Genomic DNA, 21,524 nt, shown 5'->3' with positions numbered 1-21,524 from the left:
GTGATCGCGCGGGCCGTTCACGAATCGGACAGGGTGAGTGGTGTGTCTCGGAAACAGGCGACTGGTCTCCGGCGTTCGATCGGCGCCTGGCTGCGTTGTCGTCGGTCGAGATAGCTCCGCTATCGCTCCCTCCTCCGCCTTGCCAGCTCACCGATCGCTCCACCGGAGACCGGCCACCTCTTTCCGAGACACACCACTAGCATCGAGGAAATGCAGTCGAGCGACGCCGCCCGCGGCCAGAACGCGGGCACCGACGAGATGGTCACCGGCCGCCCGTGGGCCGCGATGCTGGCGCTCTGCGTGGGCTTCTTCATGATCCTCGTCGACATGACGATCGTGGCCGTGGCCCAGCCGCGTATCCAGGCCGACCTCGACACGAACGTCAACGGCGTCGTCTGGGTCACCAGTGCGTACCTGCTCACCTACGCGGTGCCGCTGCTGATCACCGGTCGCCTGGGCGACAAGTTCGGCCCCAAGACGATGTACCAGCTCGGTCTCGCGGTCTTCACCGCGGCCAGCCTCTGGTGCGGCCTGTCGTCGTCGATCGGTGAGCTGATCGCGGCCCGCGGTCTGCAGGGTGTCGGCGCCGCCCTCATCACCCCGCAGACGATGGCGCTGATCACTCGCATCTTCCCGGCCGAGAAGCGCGGCGCCGCAATGGGCGTGTGGGGCACGGTCGCCGGGGTGGCGACCCTCGTCGGTCCGCTGCTCGGCGGCGTGCTGACCGACGCGTTCGGCTGGGAGTGGATCTTCTTCATCAACCTGCCCGTCGGCCTCGCCGGTCTCGTCCTCGCGGCCGTTCTCGTCCCGCGGGTCAGCACCAACGACCACCAGTTCGACTGGATCGGTGTCGGTCTCTCCGCGGTGGGTCTGTCCGCGTTGGTCTTCGGCATCCAGGAGGGGGAGACCTTCGACTGGGACACCTGGATCTGGCTGCTCATCGTCGGCGGGGTCGCCGTCCTGGGGGTCTTCGTCTACTGGCAGTCCCGCATCCGCACCGAGCCCCTGGTCCCGTTGTCGTTGTTCCGCGACCGCAACTTCTCGCTGTCGACCATCGGCATCGCGTCGATGGGCTTCGCGGTGTCGGCGATGATGATCCCCCTGACGTTCTTCCTCCAGCTCGTCGGTGGGATGTCGCCGACGGAGTCGGCGGTCGTCCTGGTGCCGATGGCGGTGCTGACCGGTGTCCTGGCTCCGATCGTGGGCCGGGTGGTCGATCGCGTCCACCCACGCACGATCGTGTCCTCGGCACTGCTGCTGAACGCGATCGCCATCGCGTGGCTGGGCTTCGTCGCCCGCCCGGAGACCCCGGTCTGGTTGATCGTGATTCCGTTGTGCCTGATGGGCGTGGCCTCGGCCGGTATCTGGGCGCCGCTGGCCGCGACCGCCACCCGCAATCTGCCGTGGCATCAGGCCGGGGCCGGGGCCGGCGTCTACAACACCCTGCGGGTCATCGGTTCGGTCCTCGGCTCCGCCATGATCGGAGCGCTCCTGCAGACCCGGCTGGCGGCCGAGCTGCCCGGCGTCGACGCCGAGAACGCCCAGGACGGTGCGGCCGGGCAACTGCCGGAGTTCCTGCGCGAGGGGTTCGCGACCGCCATGGGGCAGTCTCTCTACCTGCCCGCGGCCGCGCTGCTGATCGGCGTCGTGGCGACCTTCTTCTTCGTCCGGCCCGCGCATCAGACGGTCCCACCGCAGGTCGTCGACCCGCACGCGGTGGGCGCCGACGCCGGTCGGTCCGACTCGGTGCCGGGGTCGACGGCGTAGGCGAGCGCGCGTCCCACGATCTGTCGGCACCCGACCGTAAGGTTGCGCCCATGCGGATCGTGCACACCTCCGACTGGCACCTGGGCCGGACGTTCCACGGGGTCGAGCTGCTCGCCGACCAGCGTCGCGCACTGTCGCATCTGGCCGCACTGGTCGACGCGGAGTCGGCCGACGCCGTCATCGTCGCCGGTGACGTGTACGACCGGTCCGTCCCGTCCGCCGACGCGGTCCGCGTGTACGACGAGGGCCTGGCCGAGATCGCCGCTGCGGGAGCACAGATCGTCGTCACCTCGGGCAATCACGACTCGCCCACTCGCCTCGGTGCGGGGTCGGGATTCGCCGCCGCCGGTGGCCTGCATCTGCGGACCTCGATCGCCGACATCGACCGTCCGGTCATCCTGTCGGACGCCCACGGAGACGTCGCGTTCTACGGCATTCCCTATCTCGAACCCGACACCGCGCGACGCCACCTCGGCGTCGAGTCGATCGGCGGGCACACCGCTGTCCTCGACGCCGCCATGACTCGCGTCCGCACCGATCTGGCTGCGCGCCGGGTTCGGTCCGTGGTCGTCGCCCACGCCTTCGTCAGCGGGGCCGCGGCCTCCGGTTCGGAGCGCTCGATCAGTGTCGGCGGGGTGGAAACGGTTCCCGCCGAGACGTTCTCGGGCGCCGACTACGTCGCCCTCGGGCATCTGCACTCGCCGCAACGTGTCACCGACACGGTCCGGTACAGCGGTTCGCTGCTGCCGTACTCCTTCGGTGAGCGAACCCACCGGAAGGCGGCGCTGGTGGTGGAGCTCGACGCCGACGGCGTCGCCGAGGTCCGCGCACACGAGCTGCCCGTCGTCCGCGAACTGAGCTCTCTCACCGGCGTTCTCGGCGACCTGCTGACCGACGAACGGTACGCCGCGGCGCAGGACCACTACGTCGAGGTGACGCTGACCGACCCGGTCCGCCCGACTGACGCGATGCGTCGGCTGCGCGAGCGGTTCCCGTTCGCGGTCCATGTGCAGTGGGAGCGGCCGCATTCCGGCTCCGGCGTCGACTACCGTTCCCGCGTGCGCGGCCGGACCGACGCCGAGATCATCGCGTCGTTCATCTCCGACGTGCGCGACGAGCCGACCAAGGGGGAGCGGGTGCTCCTCGAACGCGCACTCCGCGCCGTGGTCGGTGAACCCGAGTCCGACGCGGCCGAACTGACCCTGTTCGACATCGAGGCGATCGTCGCGGAGTCCGCATGAGGCTGCACCGTCTGCGCGTCCGGGCCTTCGGTCCGTTCGCCGACGAGATCACGGTCGACTTCGACGACCTCGGCGGTGACGGACTGTTCCTGCTGCACGGCCAGACCGGCGCCGGCAAGACCACGGTCCTCGACGCGGTCGCCTTCGCGCTGTTCGGCCGGGTACCGGGCGTGCGCGACACCAACCGGCGCCTGCACTCGGATCACGCTGCGGCCGAGGATGTCCCGGAGGTCGAACTCGAGGCGACGATCGCGTCCCGCCGACTCCGGATCACGCGGTCGCCCGAGCACGAACGACCCAAGAAGCGCGGCGACGGCACCCGCAAGGTGAATGCCCGGGCGACTCTCGTGTGGGTCGACGGATCCGGGCCCGACCTGACCCGCATCCCCGAGATCGGCGACGCCGTGGTCCGGCTGCTCGGGATGAGTGCCGATCAGTTCTTCCAGGTGGTCCTGCTGCCGCAGGGCGACTTCGCCCGATTCCTGCGCGCGCACTCCGATGAGCGGGAAGCGTTGCTGGAGCGGTTGTTCGACACTGAGCGGTTCGGTGACCTCGAGGAGTGGTTGCGTGACCGGGCGCGGGAGAGCGCGGCGAAGCTGACCGAACAGACCGCCGTGCTCGAGCGGGTCGCCGGTCAGATCGTGGCGGTGGGCGGGGTCGAACCGACCGCCGAACCCGACTTCGACTGGGCGCAGGAATGTCTCGAGCGTGCGCGCACCGCCGCGGAGCGCACGCGCCTCGAGTCAGGTGCGGCGCAGGCCGCGGCCGACCAGACGCAGGCCGCGTACGAGAGCGGGAGCCGGCTCGCCGAGCTGCGTCGCCGGGGGCGTGCGGCCACCGAGCGACTCGCACGGCTCGCGGACGGCGAAGCCGCTCTGAGCGCGGCGGCGCAGGCTCGTCGGCAGGCCCTGCAGGCGGCGCCCATCGTGCCGCTCGCCGACGACGCCGACCGTGTCACCCGCGAACTCACGGTCGCCGAGCAGGCCGTTACGCGTGCGCACGCAGAGCTGTGCGCGCTGCCGGAGGGTGAGTCGCTGTGCGCCGGCGGGTCAGACGAGGATCTCGACGCACGCCTGGATGCGGCGATCGACCGCTGGACCGAGGAGTCGGGGCGGTGGGAGCCCCTCGCCGAACGCGTCGCGCAGCGGCCGGCTCTGGTCGCCGAGATCCAGACCCTGGACTCGGCCATCGTCGAGGCGGACCGCCGCACTGCCCAGACCCGGACCCTGCTCGACGCCGCGCCGGGCCGTCGCGCCGAGGCCGTCGCCGCACTGGCGGAAGCGGGGGAGTTGCGGATGCAGGGCCCGAAACTCCGGGCCGAGCGCGACGCACTCCGCCGCGTACGCGACGCACTCACCGACCGGGACGAGGTGCTGGTCCGGCTCGCGACCGCGGAGAAGGAGTTGCTCGACGCCCGCGACGCCCATGCCGCTGCGCGGGAGCGCGTGCTCGACGCCCGCGAGCGTCGCCTCGCCGGGATGGCAGTGGAACTGGCGGGCGGGCTCGTCGAGGGTGAACCCTGCGTCGTGTGTGGTTCAGAGACGCACCCTCGACCGGCCACCGACGACGGCGACGCCCCGGCGTCCGAGGTCACAGCCTACGAAGACGCGGCAGCGGCCGCCGAGGAGCGGGCGAGCGCGATCAAGGCCATCGCGCAATCCGCGGTGGCGGCTCTCGTCGAACGCCGTACGCATCTCGACGCCGTGATCGGTGGTGCTCGTTCCGACGCCGTCGACGCCGACCTCGCCCGGGTGGGCGCCGAACTGGCTGCCGCGGAACGTGCCGCGTCGCGACTACCCGCGCTGCAGACGGCGGTCGATCGGATCGACGCCGAGGTCGATGGGTGGCGCACCACCCTCGCCGACGACGAGTCGGCCCAGTCCGCCCGTCGCGAGCGGGTGACCGCGTTGCGGCAGAACCTCACCGAGCTCGATGAGGCCGTCCGGGAGGCAACCGGCGGACGCGGCGGGGTCGCCGAGCGGCGCCGTGAACTCGCCGAGCTGGTCCGTCGCACACGTCGTCACCGGAACGCCCGGCAAGAAGCTGCGCGAGCGCGGGACCGGGTCGCCGAGGCGACCGATCGATTGTCCGCGGCGTGTGCCGACGCCGGGTTCGACGATGTCGCCGCCGTCCGAGCGGCATTCGCCCCGGACAAGCAGATCGCGGCGTGGGACACGTTGCTGCAGGAGGCCGCCAGTCTGCGCGCCGCTGCCGAGGAGACCCTCGCCGACGAGGATGTGCGCGCCGCGATGTCGGCTCCGGAGCCGGATGTCGAACAGCTCACCGCAGACCGTGATGCCGCCCGCCGCCGCCTGGACACCGCCGCGAAGGAACACGCCGTGGCCGGCCGGCAGGCGGCCGACCTCCAGGAGTACGTCACCCACTTCTGGGAGGCCATCGACGCCCTGGCGCCTCTGCAGGCACGCCACGCCGAACTCCAGGGACTCGCCGAATTGGTCAGCGGGCGCGGACAGAACGCGCGCCGGATGTCGCTGCGGTCCTACGTGCTGGCCGCGCGTCTCGACGAGGTCCTCGTCGCCGCGTCGGGGCGTCTCCGCGAGATGTCCTCGGGGCGTTATGAGTTCGTCCACACCGACGCCGCGGGTGTGCGGGGCCGGCGTGGCGGCCTCGGTATCGAGGTCCGCGACGAGTACACCGGCGCGCTCCGCCCGACGACGACGCTGTCCGGCGGCGAGACCTTCTTCGCATCGCTTGCCCTCGCACTCGGACTCGCCGATGTCGTCTCCGCGGAGTCGGGCGGCCGCGTGCTCGACACCATCTTCATCGACGAGGGATTCGGCACCCTCGATCCCGAGGCGCTCGACCTCGTCATGGGGGTCCTGGATGACTTGCGGGCCGGCGGGCGTGTCGTCGGCGTGGTGAGTCACGTTGACGAACTCCGGGCCCGAATCCCTGCCCAGCTGCACGTCCTCCGCGGCGAGCACGGGTCGTCGGTCCGAGTGCAGAGCCCGCTCGGCGTGTCCTGAGCTGCCGATTGGGATGTCGACGGATCGGTGCGCTAGGCTGAGTCCCGCCCGATGAGCCCCCGTAGCTCAGGGGATAGAGCGTCTGCCTCCGGAGCAGAAGGCCATAGGTTCGAATCCTATCGGGGGCACTGTGACATCCATGCCAGCCTCCGCCTGGTGTGCGCCCACTGTGTAGTTGGAAAGAGATTCGCGCGGGCGCACCATTGCCGCAGAAGCGCCACTCGCGATCAGAAGTGCCGGTGACAACCGGCGCAGAGGTCCTCGTGTGGCGTTCTTGCGTTGGCGTCACACGTACGGCTCGGTGAGCATTTCGAGCAACTGGCCCGACGGGTCCTTGAAGTACACCCGCCGGCCCTCCTCGGTCGAGATCTCGTTCGGGCGACGCATCTGCGGATCGGCCCAGTGGTCGACGCCCCTACGACGAAGTGCGTCGTAACCGCGGTCGAACTCGATGTCGTCCATCAGGAACGCCATGTGGATGGGCTCGGCGACCGGCGCCGGTGCGAGCTGCAGCAGCGTGTCGTCGTCGAGGAGGATGTTGACGAACGGGCCCCAGCCGGGGGCGGGCCGAGCCCCGAGTACGTCGAGGTAGAAGTCGGCGGATTCCTGCGGATCGTGCGCACCGATGATGATGTGATTGAAACTGACTGGCATGACGAAACTTTCGTCCTGGCGCCTCCATGCCGGACGCGGTCCGCCACCGGCACGCGACGCTGGGCAGCAGCATGCCACAGTCGTGAGCAAATCGCGACAATCCCGCGCGTGGGTGACATCGGGCGAATAGTCTCCACCTGTGCTGAACCGCTGGAGAATCCGGAACGACTTTGCGCCCGACCTGCGCCGGGTGGCGCTGATCGCGCCCGCACAACTCGTGTCCCGGCGCACGCTCCCCGTCGTCCGTCGGCTCTACCGGGTACGCAACGGACGGGCGCCGGTCACCACCGCGACGACACCCAGCGGCGTCGAGGTTCGGGTGTTCCGTCCGGCGCACTCCTCAGGTCGCCTGCCCGCGCTGCTGTGGATCCATGGGGGCGGTTACATCACGGGCAGTGCCGCCCAGGACGATCGCTGGGCGCGGGCGATGGCCGAACGTGTCGGCATCGAGGTGGTCTCCGTGGACTACCGCCTGGCCCCGGAACATCCGTACCCGGCGGCCATCGAGGACTGTTTCGACGCGCTGCGGTGGATGACCGGCCAGCCGGACATCGACACGACCCGCATCGCGATCGGCGGCAACAGCGCCGGTGGGGGACTCGCTGCGGCACTTGCCTTTCGCGCACGCGATGAAGGGGTGGGGTTGCGATTGCAGCTGTTGACCTACCCGATGCTCGACGACCGCACGCGCGAGCCCGATCCGCACCACCGCCTCTGGAACGCCTCGGCCAACGCCTTCGGGTGGTCCAGTTATCTCGGTGGTGCGGACACACAGGAGGCCGTCCCGGCGCGGCGTACCGACCTCGCGGGATTGCCGGCCGCGTGGATCGGGGTCGGCACCCTGGACCTGTTCGCCACCGAAGACCGCGACTACGCCGAGCGGCTGCGCGCGGCAGGGGTCGACTGCCAGGTGGACGTGGTGCCCGGCGCTTTTCACGGTTTCGACATCGTCGCGCCCCGAACGTCGATCGCGCAGGATTTCTTCGGCCGTCAGTGTGAGGCCGTCAGACGCGCTCTCGCGCACGACTGAGCCGACCGGTCACCTCAACCCATTGGCAACTCGATGCGCCGCAACGGATCACCGCCGTCGACAAGCAGCACTCCGCCCGGACGCAGCGCCCGGGCCACGGCCCCCACGGCCGCGTCGTAGAGATCGGGGTGTCGCCCGTCGAGTGCGCCGACGCGCAGAGCGAACGCCACGTCGAACGGGATGCGCGTGCCGAGATCGAAGTCCTCGATGGCGCTGCAGTCGAAGTCGAGTCGGTCCGGACCGAAGCCGCCGGCGATCGCGGCCCGGCGGGCGGCGTTCACGGCCTGAGGCGACCGATCGATGCCGAGTACGAAGCCGTCGGGTCCCACCCGCTGCGCCACCTCGCGTGCTGCCGGCCCGGGCCCGCAGCCGATCTCGAGGACTCGCAGACCAGGGGCCAGTGGCAACGCGGCGACCGCGGCAGCGAGGCGTGGTGAGAGCATGCCGCCATCATCGCCGTTTGGAGAGCCGCGTGGCCCGACCGAACTTGCTCACCTCACCGGCGTGCCCGCCGTGCGGGGCGCTCAGTTCAGCGGAAGTGGTTGTGCGCCACGCAGGGCCAGCATCTGGGTGATGATGGCGATCTCCTTGTCCTGGGTCCGTTTCATGCTCGACGCCAGGTCGCGGACATAGGCCTGCTCGACGTTCGCCGGGTCGGCGGCGTACTCCATCATGTGCAGACCGCCCTCGTGGTGACGCAGCATCAGCTGGAGGAACCGGATGTCGACCTCGGGACCCCGCATCGCACGGAACTGTTGCATCTCCGCCGACGTCGCCATCCCGGGCATCGGCGGCTGTTCGGCGTCGGATTCCGCGGCACCCGCCGCTGGTGCGCCGGAGGCGGGTGCGGACATGTCCCCGTGGTCCATGTCTCCGTGGTCCATGTCCCCGTGGTCCGAACTGCCGTCGCCACCGTGGCCGTGATCGTGACCGCCGGCTGTGTGATCCGCGGGATCGGAGTGGTCGTGCCCGTTAGTCTCGGAACCGCCGTGGCCCATCCACGCCATGGTCGCGCCGGGGTTGGTGACGGGCTGACCCCACCGCGTCAGCCACGACTGCATCTGGCCGATCTCATTGCTCTGGGCGGTGAGGATGTCGAACGCCATGCTCCGCACCTCGGGGTCGGTGCCGTGTTCGAGTTCGATGGCGGCCAGTTCCACACCCTGCTCGTGGTGGCGGGTCATGTCCTGCGCAAAGCCGACGGCCGCCGAGTTCGCAGCCGGGGAATCGTCGCCGGTGGAGTCGTCGGCGAGGCTCGCCTGGATCAGCAGTCCCAGGCCGAGACCGAACAGGAGGAGTGCGGCGCCGCCCAGGGCGAGCAGGATCCGTGGGCGCGACGACGGCTCGGCCGTGTCGTCCGGACCCTCGGGAGTCGTTGTCCCGTCCCGCGATTCGGGCCGGTCGCTGTTGTCGGTCATCGCTGGTCCTCGCCGATCTCGTCGGGGCGTGCGGCCCGGTCCGTTACCTGGTCTGCTGGTCGGGTGGGAACCCGCGTCAGCCCGCGGGCTGCTGGTTGCCGCCATCCATCGGGACGGCGTCGGGGCCGGGCTCACCCTCGTCGGCCGGCGGGGGGTTCGACGGATCGAACCCGGGGATGGCGGTACAGGTGGCCTGGGTCTCGGGGTACGCGGCGGTCTGCGGGTTCTCCGGGTAGACCCCGGGCATCATGTTGCGGCGTAGCGCGGTGATGAACTGGTTGACGCGCGGATCGCGGGCGGATTCGAGCTTGAGCTGGTGTCCCCAGCTCTGCAGCGACACCGGCTGGTCGAGTCCGGGGTAGGGCGAGAGGAACAGGTACTGCTCACCGCGGACGAGCTGCTTGAGGTAGTCGAGGTCCTCCGGTGAGATCGTGTCCGGGTTGTAGGTGATCCAGACCGCGCCGTGTTCGAGGGCGTGGACGGCGTTCTCCGACCGCAGCGGGTTCGGGTAGACGACGCCGGTGCAGGTCGCCCAGATCTCGTCGTGCGGTCCGCCGAACGGAGGCGACTGGTCGTAGGCGACACGCTGGGTCGCGGTGACGTGCCGCGCGGCCTCGTAGTAGCGCTTCGTGACACCCGGGATGTTCGCCGACGGATCGGGATTCTGCGGTGAGGGCACGAACTCGGACACCGTTTCCACGGCGAAGTCGTCCTTCTGTTCGGCCCGCCGCTCGTTGAACTTGGGGACGAGGTAGATCGCGAGTCCGGCGATGAGGCCGATGACCACCACGACGGCGCCGATCAGCATCCAGTCGACCTGACGTCCCGTCGCCGAGGGAACGGATCCTGCTCGCTTGCGGGACTTGGGGACGTTGGCCCCTGGTTTGCGCGCCATTGACTTCTTTCCTCATCCGACTGCGGTGGCCGAGCGGACCCGCGGGAGACCCGGCCCGCGCTCGGCGCACACGAGTGTACTGGTGGGCCCGATGGGTGGAGCAGGGTGCGATTGTCGGTGTAGTGGCCGCGGCCAATAGGATGGTGTCCTGTGACTCCCGCCGACCTGGCCGCGCTGCTGCGCGACGTGACCCTGACCGTGGTCCGCGACCGCGGACTGGACGAGAACCTGGTGCCCGACTCCATCGTCGTCGAGCGCCCCCGTCACGCTGACCACGGCGACTATTCCACCAACGTCGCCCTGCAGATGGGCAAGCGGCTCGGCGTGAACCCGCGGGAACTCGCCGGCTGGCTCGCGGAGGCGTTCGCCGCGGCCGAGGGTGTCGCGAAGGCCGAGATCGCCGGTCCCGGGTTCGTGAACCTCTGGCTCGGGGCCGCCGCGCAGAACACCGTCGTCGCGGCGGTGCTGGCCCGGGGTGCGGACTACGGCCGCGGAAACGAACTCGCCGGCTCGGTCATCAACCTCGAATTCGTGTCGGCCAATCCGACCGGGCCGATCCACCTGGGCGGTACCCGCTGGGCGGCCGTCGGCGACGCGCTCGGCCGCGTGCTGGCCGCTCGCGGTGGTGCGGTCACGCGCGAGTACTACTTCAACGACCACGGTGCCCAGATCGACCGGTTCGCCCGGTCGCTGGAGGCCGCGGCACTGGGCAACCCGACCCCGGAGGACGGCTACGCGGGCGATTACATCGCCGACATCGCCGCGAAGGTCGTCGAGACGGTCCCCGAGGTGCTGTCGCAGCCCGACGCCGACCGCCTCGAGACGTTCCGTTCGGTCGGGGTGGACCTGATGTTCACCCACATCAAGCAGAGCCTCCACGACTTCGGCACCGACTTCGACGTCTTCACCCATGAGGACAAGATGTTCGCCACCGGCCTCGTCGACGAGTGCATCGGCGAGCTCAAGGCCAACGGCAACCTGTACGAGAAGGACGGCGCGTGGTGGCTGCGGTCCACCGAGTTCGGTGACGACAAGGACCGTGTGGTCCTCAAGAGCGACGGCAACGCCGCCTACATCGCGGGCGACATCGCCTACTACCGTGACAAGCGCAACCGCGGCTTCAACCTCTGCATCTACATGCTCGGCGCCGATCACCACGGGTACATCAGCCGGCTCAAGGCCGCGGCGGCGGCGCTCGGCGACGACCCGGCCACCGTCGAGGTGCTGATCGGCCAGATGGTCAACCTCGTGCGCGACGGCACGCCGGTCCGTATGAGCAAGCGTGCCGGCACGGTCATCACGCTCGACGACCTCGTCGACGCGGTCGGCGTCGACGGCGCGCGCTATTCGCTGATCCGCTCGTCGGTCGACGTCAACATCGACATCGATCTCGACCTGCTCACCAAACAGTCCAACGACAACCCGGTGTACTACGTGCAGTACGCCCACGCGCGGATGTCCGCACTGGCCCGCAACGCCGCTGACCTCGGGGTCGTGTCGTCGCTGGACCATCTCGACCTGCTCGACGATCCCGCCGAGGGCGAATTGATCCGCACCATCGGCGATTTCGACGATGTCGTCGCGACCGCCGCCACGTTGCGCGAGCCGCACCGGGTCTGTCGCTACCTCGAGGTCCTCGCCGGCACCTACCACCGGTTCTATGCCAAGTGCCGTGTCCTGCCGCAGGGTGACGAAAAACCGGCGGACATCCACCGGGCCCGGCTCGCCCTGTGCGAGGCCACCCGTCAGGTCCTGGCCAATGGGCTGGGTCTCGTCGGCGTCACCGCGCCGGAGCAGATGTGAACGCCCACCCCGCCGGCCCCCGGCACGCCGAACTGCTGGCCGCGCCCCATCTCGCCGAGCGTCCGAACGACCCGGCCGTGCTCGCCGCCATCCCCGCACAGGTGTGGCCACGCAACGCATCCCGCGACGAATCGGGCGAGCTGCGGTTGGCCGGCGTGCCGGTGAGTCAGCTCGCCGAAGAGTTCGGGACGCCGGCGTTCGTCGTGGACGAGGCCGACTTCCGGTCGCGCTGCCGGGACATGATGGCGGCGTTCGGCCCGTACGGGCGAGTGCACTATGCGTCGAAGGCGTTCCTGAGCACCGAGATCGCGCGCTGGGTCGACGACGAGGGGCTGTCCCTGGACGTCTGCAGCGGTGGTGAACTCGCCATCGCACTGCGCGCCGGTTTCCCGCCGGAGCGAATCGCATTGCACGGCAACAACAAGAGCGTCGACGAGCTGCGCGCTGCGGTCGATGCCGGAATCGGGCACGTCGTCCTCGACTCGATGATCGAGATCGATCGGCTCGACGCGATCGCCGGCGAACGCGGTGTCGTCGCCGACGTGCTGGTGCGCGTGACCGTCGGTGTCGAAGCGCACACCCACGAGTTCATCTCGACCGCACACGAGGACCAGAAGTTCGGATTCTCGCTCGCCGGTGGGATCGCGATGGAAGCCATCCGGCGGGTCTTCGCGACCGACAACCTCAGGCTTGTGGGTCTGCACAGCCACATCGGGTCGCAGATCTTCGACATGGACGGATTCGAGCTGGCCGCCCACCGGGTGCTCGGACTGCTCCGCGACGTCGTCGGCGAGTTCGGTGTCGAGAAGACCGCGCAGATGTCGGTCGTCGATCTCGGTGGCGGACTGGGGATCTCGTACCTCCCCGACGAGCGTCCGCTGCCGGTGCAGAAGGTGGCGGAGACGCTCGCGGCGATCGTCGAGCGGGAGTCGGCAGCACTCGGGCTGCCCATGCCGACCATCGCCGTCGAACCGGGCCGCGCCATCGCCGGTCCCGGCACGATCACGCTGTATCGCGTCGGCACCGTGAAGGACGTCGCACTCGGCGGCGGCGCCGTACGACGCTACGTCTCCGTCGACGGCGGCATGAGCGACAACATCCGCACCGTTCTCTACGACGCCGAATACGACGTGCGGCTCGTGTCCCGGGTGTCGGAGGCCCGTGCGGTGGTGTGCCGGGTCGTGGGAAAGCATTGCGAGAGCGGCGACATCGTGATCAAGGACTGTTGGCTGCCGGAGGATCTCGGCCCCGGCGACCTGATCGCGGTGGCGGCGACCGGTGCCTACTGCTACTCGATGTCGAGCCGATACAACATGACCATGAGACCGCCCGTGGTGGCGGTGGCCGACGGGAACGCCCGGCTACTGCTGCGCCGGGAGACCATCGACGACTTCCTCAGCCTGGAGGTGGGCCTGTGACCGAATCCGTGCAGAACACAAGTGGCGCAACCGATGCGGACTCGCGCACCATCGGTGTCGCGGTGCTCGGCATGGGCAATGTCGGTGCCGAGGTGGTGCGCATCATCACCGACAACGCCGACGACCTCCGGGCGCGCGTCGGGGCTCCCGTGGAGATCCGCGGCGTCGCGGTGCGGGATCTCGGCCGTCCCCGCAAGATCGCGCAGGATCTCCTGACCGACGACCCGGCGGCACTCGTCGCGCGCGACGACGTCGACATCGTCGTGGAGTTGATGGGCGGCATCGACCCGGCCCGCGGTCTGATCCGGTCGGCGCTCGAGAGCGGCAAGTCGGTGGTGACGGCGAACAAGGCGCTCCTCGCCGAATACACCGGCGAACTCGCGACCGCCGCGGCAGATGCCAAGGTGGACCTCTACTTCGAGGCCGCGGTCGCCGGCGCCATCCCGGTCATCCGTCCGCTGATGCAGTCGCTGGCCGGCGACACCGTCGAGCGGGTCAACGGCATCGTCAACGGCACCACCAACTTCATCCTCTCCGCGATGGACGAGACGGGCGCCGACTACGCCGACACCCTCGCCGAGGCCGGCCGCCTCGGATATGCCGAAGCCGATCCGACGGCCGACGTCGAGGGCTACGACGCCGCGGCCAAGGCGGCGATCCTCGCCTCGATCGCCTTCCACACGCGGGTCACGGCGGCCGATGTGCACCGCGAGGGCATCTCCTCGGTCACGTCCGCGGACCTGGTCGCGGCCAAGAAGTTCGACTGCACGATCAAACTGCTCTCGATCTGCGAGCGCGTCCGCGACGCCAATGGCGCGCAACGGATCTCGGCGCGCGTGTACCCCGCGCTGATTCCGCTGACCCACCCGCTGGCGACCGTGAACGGCGCGTTCAACGCCGTCGTCGTGGAAGCCGAGAACGCCGGGCGGCTGATGTTCTACGGGCAGGGTGCCGGGGGATCACCGACGGCATCCGCGGTTCTCGGCGACATGGTCATGGCCGCCCGCAACCGCGTGCACGGCGGGCGCGGACCGCTCGAGTCGACCTACGCCTCCCTGCCCGTCGCCCCGATCGACGACGTGTTCACGCGGTATTACGTCTCGATGCGGGTGGCCGACAAGCCCGGCGTGCTGGCGCAGGTCGCGGGGGAGTTCTCGAAGCGGTCGGTCAGCATCGCCGCGGTGCGCCAGGAGGGTGCGGGCGACGACGCCCGCCTGATCCTGGTCACCCACCGCGCCCCCGACCGAGCTCAATCGGATTGTGTTGCGGCGCTTGAAGACATGGACGCCGTCATCAAGGTGTCGAGTGTGTTGCGATTGGAAGGTACCGATGACTGAAGCGACTTCTACGCCTGTGCACCGCGCGTGGCCGGGCCTCATCGAGGCCTACCGGTCGCGGTTGCCCGTCGCCGACGACTGGAAGGTCGTCACGCTGCTCGAGGGTGGCACCCCGCTGATCAGTGCGCCGCATCTGTCGTCGCTGACCGGCTGCGAGGTCTACCTCAAGGTGGAGGGCCTCAACCCCACCGGTTCGTTCAAGGACCGCGGCATGACGATGGCCGTCAGCAACGCGGTCAACAACGGCAAGACCGCGGTCCTGTGCGCATCCACGGGCAACACCTCGGCATCAGCCGCCGCATACGCCACCCGGGCCGGGATCACCTGCGCCGTCCTGATCCCGCAGGGCAAGATCGCGATGGGCAAGCTCGCTCAGGCGGTCATGCACGGCGCCAAGATCATCCAGGTCGAGGGCAACTTCGACGACTGTCTCGAACTCGCGCGCAAGGCGACCGCCGAGTTCACCGAGATCGAACTCGTGAACTCGGTCAACCCGGCGCGGATCGAGGGTCAGAAGACCGCCGCCTTCGAGATCGTCGACGTGCTGGGCCGTGCCCCCGACGTCCACGCTCTGCCGGTCGGCAACGCGGGCAACATCACCGCGTACTGGAAGGGCTACAAGGAGTATCACGCCGACGGCGTCTCGTCGTCGGTGCCGCGCATGCTCGGTGTCCAGGCCGCCGGCGCCGCGCCGCTGGTGAACGGTGCGCCGGTGAAAGACCCGGAGACCGTCGCCACCGCCATCCGCATCGGCTCCCCGGCCAGCTGGAACCAGGCCGTCGCCGCGAAGCACGAGTCGAACGGGCAGTTCCTGGCGGCCACCGACGAGAAGCTGCTCGAGGCCTACCGCCTCGTCGCCGGCAAGGAGGGCGTGTTCGTCGAGCCGGCGTCGGCGGCCAGCGTCGCGGGTCTGCTCGCCGCGAGTGCCGACGGCTGGATCGAGCGGGGCTCGACCGTGGTGTGCACGGTCACCGGCAACGGTCTGAAGGACCCCGACACCGCGCTGGCGGGCATCCCGGCGGTCGAGGCCATTCCGGTGGACCCGGTGGCGGTCGCGAATGCTCTCGGTGTCGGCTGACGGGGCCGGGTCCGCGGCGGCTGCCGCGGGAACGGTGCCGGTAGGGCTCTCGACGAGGGTCCGCGTGCCCGCCTCCAGTGCCAATCTGGGGCCCGGATTCGACTGTCTCGGAATAGCTCTCGGAATCTACGACGAGGTGATCGTCGAGACGGTCCCGGATGGCGTCACCCTCGAGGTCGAGGGTGAGGGCGCCGACGCCGTGCCCCGCGACGACTCGCACCTCGTGGTGCGGGCGCTCACCCGCGGACTGGCACACGCCGGGCTGCGGGCCCCCGGTCTGACATTGCGCTGCGTCAACCGGATCCCGCATTCGCGGGGTCTGGGTTCGTCCGCCGCCGCCGCGGTGTCGGGTCTCGCCGCCGCGTCGGGCCTGATCTCGGCCGCCGGCCTCGGTCCGGGGCTCTCGGCCGACGAACTGGTACAACTGTCCAGCGAATTCGAGGGCCACCCCGACAACGCGGCCGCGAGCGTGCTCGGCTCGGCGGTCGTCACGTGGACCGAATCGGCCGACGGCGTCGCCTCGTATCACGCGCACCGCCTCCCGGTGCACCCCGACATCTACGCAACGGTCTTCGTGCCCGACACCGAGTCGTCGACGTCGTTCACCCGCGGACTGCTCCCGGATTCGGTCCCGCGCGCCGACGCCGTGTTCAACCTGAGCCGGTCGGCCCTCGCCGTCGTCGCGCTGACCACCGATCCGCGCAACCTCATGGCCGCGTCCCAGGATCGGCTGCACCAGCCGTACCGGGCGTCGGCGATGGCGCCGACGCACGATCTGGTCAGCGCGCTGCGTGCGCGTGGACATGCCGCGACCGTGTCCGGAGCGGGACCGACCGTCCTGGTGCTCGGTACGGCGCCGGTGCCCGCCGAGATCCGTCAGCTGGCGCAGGGCCTCGGATTCGACGCCCGGTCGGTCGCCGTCGCCGGCGGCGTCGAGATCACCGTCGGCTGATCGGCGTCGTCCGCACGACCGCCGGAGTGAATGCGCATTCATTTGGCGCTTCCGGCGTGTTGCCCCTATCATGCGAACGGGGTTACCATATTCTGGTCTAGCCGCGCAGGCTTGTCCTGCCGCTTCTCATCCTTCACCGATCGGAGATGACCGGCTGTGTATCCGGGCCGGGGTCATGGATCTCTGTCGACGGTGCCGAAGCGCAGGTGTTTCCGGGCACGCTCGCAGCGGACCACACATTCTCACCGTCCACCGCGGACGGACTCCCTAGCGCACAGAAGCAGGGAAACGTAGACCTCACGCAGTTCTCGTCTGCGGGAGGAACGAAAGGACTTCCGTGACCGATACGGACCTGATCACCGCACCTGCCGAGCAGGAATCCGCGGGTTCGGCCGGCCCCGACTCGGGACGACCGGCCACCAAGACACGTGCACGAACCGGCCTGTCCGGCATGGTGCTCAGCGAACTGCGGACGGTCGCCGGTGAACTCGGCATCAAGGGCACCTCCGGGATGCGCAAGGGCGATCTGATCGCCGCGATCAAGGAGCGCCAGGCGGGTGGCGACGCCCCGGCCGCGAAGAGCGCTCCCGCCCGGTCGAAGGCCGGCACGTCGAAGCCGGCGACGAACGACGACCAACTGACCATCGGCGACTCCCCGGCAACGGCCGGGGCGGACTCGACCGAGAAGAACGACGCCCCCCGGAGCGGCGCGCGCACCCAGCGCGGCGCCGGCCGCAAGGCCGCTGCCGCCGACGCACCGGCCGAGGCGTCGTCCACCGAGACCGCGAACGCCGACGCTTCGGGACCAACGAACAACCCGGCTGCCACCCAGGCCGACGGCTCGAGGAACGGCGCCGACGCGGTGAAGTCCGAGGCCCAGGCCGGGGATGCACCCAAGGGTGGCAGCGCTTCCGAGACCGACTCGTCGGAGACCGGTGCGGGACGCGAGCGACGCCGCGGCCGTGACGGCTCGGGCGAGGCCGCGGGTGACTCCGACGGCAACGACCAGCGCACTCGCCGCAACCGCAACCAGAACCGCGACAACCAGAATCGCGACGGGGGCCAGAACCGCGACAAGCAGAACCGCGACGGCAACCAGAACCGCGACGGAAATCAGAACCGTGACGGGGGCCAGAACCGCGACGGTGGTCAGGACGACGACGGCGAGGGCGGCGGTCGCCGTCGGGGTCGCCGGTTCCGTGAGCGTCGTCGCGGCCAGAATCGCGACACCCCGAACGAGCCGCAGGTGTCCGACGATGACGTGTTGCAGCCCGTCGCCGGCATCCTCGACGTGCTCGACAACTACGCCTTCGTGCGCACCTCGGGGTACCTCGCCGGTCCGAACGACGTCTACGTCTCGATGAACCTGGTCCGCAAGAACGGACTTCGACGCGGCGACGCGATCACCGGTGCGGTCAAGGTGCCGCGCGAGGGCGACCAGCAGAACCAGCGCCAGAAGTTCAACCCGCTGGTGCGGCTGGACACCGTCAACGGCGGAGACGTCGAGACGGCCAAGCGTCGCCCCGAGTTCAACAAGCTCACGCCGCTGTACCCGAACCAGCGCCTGCGGCTGGAGACCACCCCCGAACGACTCGACACCCGTGTGATCGATCTGATCATGCCGATCGGCAAGGGGCAGCGGGCCCTGATCGTGTCGCCGCCGAAGGCCGGTAAGACGACGATCCTGCAGGACATCGCCAACGCGATCGCGACCAACAATCCCGAATGCCACCTCATGGTCGTCCTCGTCGACGAGCGTCCCGAGGAGGTCACGGACATGCAGCGTTCGGTGCGGGGTGAGGTCATCGCCTCGACCTTCGATCGGCCGCCGTCAGACCACACCTCGGTGTCCGAGCTCGCGATCGAGCGCGCCAAGCGACTCGTCGAGAGCGGGAAAGACGTTGTGGTGCTGCTGGACTCGATCACCCGTCTGGGTCGTGCGTACAACAACGCGTCGCCCGCGTCGGGTCGGATCCTGTCCGGTGGTGTCGATTCGACCGCGCTGTACCCGCCGAAGCGGTTCCTGGGTGCGGCGCGCAACATCGAGAACGGCGGATCGCTGACGATCATCGCCTCGGCGCTCGTCGAGACCGGCTCCACCGGCGACACGGTGATCTTCGAGGAGTTCAAGGGCACCGGCAACGCCGAGCTCAAGCTCGACCGCAAGATCTCCGAGCGCCGGGTGTTCCCGGCGGTGGACGTCAACCTGTCGAGTACTCGTAAGGACGAGCTGCTGCTGTCGCCGGAGGAATTCTCCATCGTGCACAAGCTGCGTCGCGTGCTCTCGGGTCTCGACTCGCAGCAGGCCATCGACCTGCTGATCAGTCAGCTCAAGAAGACCAAGACGAACATCGAGTTCCTGATGACCGTGCAGAAGACCGCACCGGGCGGGAACAACGACGACTGAGTTCGTCCGGCATATCCCCGCTCCCTGAGGAGCGAGCTCGCGAGCGTCATATCCCCGCTCCCTGAGGAGCGAGCTTGCGAGCGTCACGAAGGGTCCTGGTGAGACGACGGGTTGCGAAGACCCTTCGTGACGCGCCCTCCGCAAGCTCCGGGCGCTCCTCAGGGAGCGGGGTTGGACGCGCCCTCCGCAAGCTCCGGGCGCTCCTCAGGGAGCGGGGTTGGACGCGCCCTCCGCACGCTTCGGGTGCTCCTCAGGAGCAGGGGGCAGGTCGTTCTCTCGGCTTGGAGAAGCAGTGGGACGGTACGGGTGCGCGACTCGCGCGGTACCCTCTCAGCCGGCGAGGTCGGCCGCCAGGTGTTGCCACGCCTGCGCACTCGGCGGTGCGACGGCCCCGGTCTGGGTCACGATCAGCGCGCACTCGCCTCCGCGGCTGTAGATCTCGAGTGATCCCGAGCGGTCCCACACCCCGCGGGGCCACGTCACCCAGCACTCGCCGACGAGATCGAAGTTGATCATCACGCGGGTGCTGCCGGATGCCAGCACCATCTGGCCCCGATGCTCGCGGGCTCCGTCGAGACGGTCCTGGCGCATCTGGATGCATCCCGGCGCCGCCGTCGCGAAGGTCACGGTCATCCCCAGTCCCGCTGCGTGCTCGAGTGCGGCGATCACCGCACGTGTCTCGACGCGGACGGTACGCGCGCAGTCGAGATGGGGGAGGGCCGCCAGGCGGGCGACACCTCCGTCGGTGAGTACCGCGTCGAATTGTGCGACCTGATCGTCGTCGATCGAGGCGGACGGCTCCACGCACTGTGGCGCAGGCGAATCCACGAAGGGCCCATCGAGGACCGCGGCCGCGCCGGTGCAGGTCATCGCCTCGAACGCCAGCCGGTCGGAGTTCTCCGTCAGGTAGGTGGCGTGAGCGGTGTTGCCGCGGTGGTCGAACAGTCGCAGGGTCGGCGGAACGTGGGCGGCGGGATCGCTGAGCAACGCCGACGACAAGCGAGAGGGGTTGAGCCGCAGTGCGATCTGCTGCGAGTCGACACGTAGCGGACCGCCCACGGCCGTCGGGAGGTCATGGACTCCGACCGCGTTCATGATCACCGGACCGGCAACGGTGACGCCGACGACCTGGGCCAGACCGGGCAGGCGCGCGGCGACCGCGGGGACGTCGTGATTCACCGAGGATTCCGCGAATCCGGCTGTCCGCAGCAGGATCTCGAGATCGCTGCGGGCGTGCGGATGGTCCCCGGCGGAGTGGGTCATCTCAGTAGACGTCGCGAGAGTAGCGATTCTCCGCGCGCAGGCGATCGACGTACGCCACGGCCTGGTCGGGCTCGAGACCACCGTGTTCGGCGACGATCTCGTGCAGCGCCGCGTCGACGTCGTCGGCCATCGTCGTGGCGTCGCCGCACACGTACAGATGCGCGCCGGCCTCGAGCCACGCGAACAGCTCACCGCCGTGTTCGCACATCCGGTCCTGGACGTAGATCTTGTGTTCCTGATCGCGGGAGAAGGCGAGGTCGAGCCGGTCGAGAAGCCCGTCGGTGACGAACCGGTCGAGCTCCTCGGCATAGAGGTAGTCGTGGCCGCGATGCTGGTCACCGAAGAACAGCCAGTTGCCGCCGGGTGCGCCGGCCGCGGCCCGCTCATGCAGGAAACCGCGGAACGGGGCGATGCCGGTGCCCGGGCCGATCATGATGGCCGAGACGTCGTCGGCGGGCAGCCGGAACTTCTTGTTGGGGGAGATGAAGACGGGCACGGTGTCGCCGGGCGCGCAGCGGTCGGCCAGGTGGGTGGAGCACACACCTCCGCGATCCCGGTCGGCGACGCGGTAGCGCACCGTGGCCATCGTGATGTGGACGGTGTCGCCGTGGACCCGCGGGCTCGACGACATCGAGTACTCGCGGTGCGCGAGGGGACTCAACTCCTCGAGCAGTTCCTCGGGAGTCGGGGTGAAGGTCGGGTCCAGATCCAGCAGATCGAGGACGTCGAGGCCGTGGAGCCACGCGTCGAGTGCCTGCGGGTCACCGGCGTCGAGAAGTCGGGCGAGTTCGGGGTGTCCGGTGCGTTCGGCGACGACCCGGACGAGGTACTTCGACGGCGCGCCGATCTCGTACCTGCTGGTCAGTGCCTCGCGCAGGGTATAGGTCGCCTTGCGGTCGGCGATGATCTCGTCGCCCACCGCGCGCAGCCGGGCGAGCAGGAGATCGACCAGCGCGGGATCGTTCGTCGGAGCGATGCCGATGCCGTCGCCGGGCTCGTAGGTGATGCCGCTGTCGCCGAGATCGAGTTCGAGATGCCGGACCTCCTTGGCCGATCCGGGACCGGAGAGGAGTTCGTTCCGCACGACCGTCGCCGGGTAGGGATTGCGCCGGTTCCACGGCGATCGGGCCGTCTTGCCGGTACGACGGGCGGGGGAGGTCCGTGCGGTGTCGACTGCGAGGCTGCTGCCGGTGGAGGCGGCGTCGTACATCGAGGATTCCTTCGGGGACGGGGTGCGGGGGAGCGTGTGCCGCCGACAGGGCGGGCGACGCCAC

General features: G+C 69.6%; 16 protein-coding genes and 1 tRNA gene. 11 read left to right on the top strand and 6 right to left on the bottom strand.

The window, feature by feature from the left end; genetic code table 11:
- The first annotated feature begins 210 nt into the window (after positions 1 to 210).
- The 4 genes from KB201_RS00215 to KB201_RS00200 all read left to right on the top strand — a co-directional run bounded on the left by KB201_RS00215 (position 211) and on the right by KB201_RS00200 (position 6,123).
- Positions 211 to 1,767: an MFS transporter gene (locus tag KB201_RS00215; RefSeq protein WP_058252738.1), complete on the top strand. Its 1,557-nt coding sequence runs from the start codon at positions 211 to 213 to the stop codon at positions 1,765 to 1,767.
- Between the two features lie 50 nt (positions 1,768 to 1,817).
- Positions 1,818 to 3,008, top strand: coding sequence for an exonuclease SbcCD subunit D (locus tag KB201_RS00210; protein WP_058252739.1), 1,191 nt, complete (start codon positions 1,818 to 1,820; stop codon positions 3,006 to 3,008).
- Positions 3,005 to 5,995 (top strand): AAA family ATPase, encoded by a 2,991-nt coding sequence (locus KB201_RS00205; protein ID WP_211538099.1) that lies wholly within the window; start codon positions 3,005 to 3,007, stop codon positions 5,993 to 5,995. Before KB201_RS00210 ends, KB201_RS00205 begins: the two co-directional genes overlap by 4 nt.
- Positions 5,996 to 6,050: 55 nt before the next feature.
- A tRNA-Arg gene (locus tag KB201_RS00200) sits at positions 6,051 to 6,123 on the top strand.
- 157 nt (positions 6,124 to 6,280) lie between these two features.
- Here the strand turns inward: KB201_RS00200 and KB201_RS00195 are convergent.
- On the bottom strand, positions 6,281 to 6,649 hold the full coding sequence (locus tag KB201_RS00195; RefSeq protein WP_058252741.1) for a VOC family protein: 369 nt from the start codon (positions 6,647 to 6,649) through the stop codon (positions 6,281 to 6,283).
- A 157-nt stretch (positions 6,650 to 6,806) separates the two neighbouring features.
- Between KB201_RS00195 and KB201_RS00190 the strand changes: the two genes are divergently transcribed.
- On the top strand, positions 6,807 to 7,679 hold the full coding sequence (locus KB201_RS00190) for an alpha/beta hydrolase (protein WP_058252771.1): 873 nt from the start codon (positions 6,807 to 6,809) through the stop codon (positions 7,677 to 7,679).
- Between the two features lie 14 nt (positions 7,680 to 7,693).
- On the opposite strand, the gene KB201_RS00185 is transcribed toward KB201_RS00190, so the two are convergent.
- The 3 genes from KB201_RS00185 to KB201_RS00175 all read right to left on the bottom strand — a co-directional run bounded on the left by KB201_RS00185 (position 7,694) and on the right by KB201_RS00175 (position 9,992).
- Positions 7,694 to 8,122, bottom strand: coding sequence for a bifunctional 2-polyprenyl-6-hydroxyphenol methylase/3-demethylubiquinol 3-O-methyltransferase UbiG (locus KB201_RS00185; protein ID WP_058252742.1), 429 nt, complete (start codon positions 8,120 to 8,122; stop codon positions 7,694 to 7,696).
- Positions 8,123 to 8,203: 81 nt separating this feature from the next.
- A complete protein-coding gene (locus KB201_RS00180) occupies positions 8,204 to 9,097 on the bottom strand; it encodes a DUF305 domain-containing protein (RefSeq protein ID WP_058252743.1) in 894 nt (297 codons plus the stop codon).
- Positions 9,098 to 9,173: 76 nt separating this feature from the next.
- The gene (locus KB201_RS00175; RefSeq protein ID WP_058252744.1) at positions 9,174 to 9,992 is read right to left on the bottom strand and encodes a DUF3105 domain-containing protein; all 819 of its coding nucleotides are present in this window, start codon (positions 9,990 to 9,992) and stop codon (positions 9,174 to 9,176) included.
- 150 nt (positions 9,993 to 10,142) lie between these two features.
- Here KB201_RS00175 and argS point away from each other — a divergent pair, with 150 nt between their 5' ends.
- The 6 genes from argS (at position 10,143) to rho (ending at position 18,987) form a co-directional block, all read left to right on the top strand.
- Entirely contained in the window at positions 10,143 to 11,795 is a 1,653-nt protein-coding gene (gene argS / locus KB201_RS00170) for an arginine--tRNA ligase (RefSeq protein ID WP_058252745.1), read from the top strand.
- Positions 11,792 to 13,213, top strand: a complete 1,422-nt coding sequence (gene lysA, locus KB201_RS00165) for a diaminopimelate decarboxylase (RefSeq protein ID WP_058252746.1) — start codon at positions 11,792 to 11,794, stop codon at positions 13,211 to 13,213. The genes argS and lysA overlap by 4 nt, the downstream gene beginning before the upstream one ends.
- Positions 13,210 to 14,550 (top strand): homoserine dehydrogenase, encoded by a 1,341-nt coding sequence (locus KB201_RS00160; RefSeq protein WP_058252747.1) that lies wholly within the window; start codon positions 13,210 to 13,212, stop codon positions 14,548 to 14,550. Before lysA ends, KB201_RS00160 begins: the two co-directional genes overlap by 4 nt.
- Complete coding sequence (thrC, locus tag KB201_RS00155; RefSeq protein ID WP_058252748.1) at positions 14,543 to 15,628, top strand: threonine synthase; 1,086 nt, start codon at positions 14,543 to 14,545, stop codon at positions 15,626 to 15,628. Before KB201_RS00160 ends, thrC begins: the two co-directional genes overlap by 8 nt.
- The gene (thrB, locus tag KB201_RS00150) at positions 15,609 to 16,580 is read left to right on the top strand and encodes a homoserine kinase (RefSeq protein ID WP_058252749.1); all 972 of its coding nucleotides are present in this window, start codon (positions 15,609 to 15,611) and stop codon (positions 16,578 to 16,580) included. The genes thrC and thrB overlap by 20 nt, the downstream gene beginning before the upstream one ends.
- A gap of 337 nt (positions 16,581 to 16,917) precedes the next feature.
- The gene (gene rho, locus KB201_RS00145) at positions 16,918 to 18,987 is read left to right on the top strand and encodes a transcription termination factor Rho (protein WP_058252750.1); all 2,070 of its coding nucleotides are present in this window, start codon (positions 16,918 to 16,920) and stop codon (positions 18,985 to 18,987) included.
- A 330-nt stretch (positions 18,988 to 19,317) separates the two neighbouring features.
- Here rho and KB201_RS00140 read toward each other — a convergent pair whose 3' ends face one another.
- Both KB201_RS00140 and KB201_RS00135 read right to left on the bottom strand, forming a co-directional pair.
- A complete protein-coding gene (locus KB201_RS00140) occupies positions 19,318 to 20,250 on the bottom strand; it encodes a heme transporter (protein WP_058252751.1) in 933 nt (310 codons plus the stop codon).
- Between the two features lies 1 nt (position 20,251).
- Positions 20,252 to 21,460: a sulfite reductase subunit alpha gene (locus KB201_RS00135; protein ID WP_058252752.1), complete on the bottom strand. Its 1,209-nt coding sequence runs from the start codon at positions 21,458 to 21,460 to the stop codon at positions 20,252 to 20,254.
- Positions 21,461 to 21,524 lie beyond the last annotated feature (64 nt).

Source organism: Gordonia sp. SCSIO 19800 (genome assembly GCF_018132775.1).
In the GTDB taxonomy this organism is placed as follows: Bacteria; Actinomycetota; Actinomycetes; order Mycobacteriales; family Mycobacteriaceae; genus Gordonia; species Gordonia hongkongensis.
Note: the sequence above shows the minus strand (reverse complement) of the source record. Positions and strands in the feature narration are given on the sequence as shown.

Bases quoted from the DNA above. Each gene is read 5' to 3' on its own strand.
- KB201_RS00215 (WP_058252738.1), top strand. From the start codon at position 211: ATGCAGTCGAGCGACGCCGCCCGCGGCCAGAACGCGGGCACCGACGAG.
- KB201_RS00210 (WP_058252739.1), top strand. From the start codon at position 1,818: ATGCGGATCGTGCACACCTCCGACTGGCACCTGGGCCGGACGTTCCAC.
- KB201_RS00205 (WP_211538099.1), top strand. From the start codon at position 3,005: ATGAGGCTGCACCGTCTGCGCGTCCGGGCCTTCGGTCCGTTCGCCGAC.
- KB201_RS00195 (WP_058252741.1), bottom strand. From the start codon at position 6,649: ATGCCAGTCAGTTTCAATCACATCATCATCGGTGCGCACGATCCGCAG.
- KB201_RS00185 (WP_058252742.1), bottom strand. From the start codon at position 8,122: ATGCTCTCACCACGCCTCGCTGCCGCGGTCGCCGCGTTGCCACTGGCC.
- KB201_RS00180 (WP_058252743.1), bottom strand. From the start codon at position 9,097: ATGACCGACAACAGCGACCGGCCCGAATCGCGGGACGGGACAACGACT.
- KB201_RS00175 (WP_058252744.1), bottom strand. From the start codon at position 9,992: ATGGCGCGCAAACCAGGGGCCAACGTCCCCAAGTCCCGCAAGCGAGCA.
- thrC (WP_058252748.1), top strand. From the start codon at position 14,543: ATGACTGAAGCGACTTCTACGCCTGTGCACCGCGCGTGGCCGGGCCTC.
- thrB (WP_058252749.1), top strand. From the start codon at position 15,609: ATGCTCTCGGTGTCGGCTGACGGGGCCGGGTCCGCGGCGGCTGCCGCG.
- KB201_RS00140 (WP_058252751.1), bottom strand. From the start codon at position 20,250: ATGACCCACTCCGCCGGGGACCATCCGCACGCCCGCAGCGATCTCGAG.
- KB201_RS00135 (WP_058252752.1), bottom strand. From the start codon at position 21,460: ATGTACGACGCCGCCTCCACCGGCAGCAGCCTCGCAGTCGACACCGCA.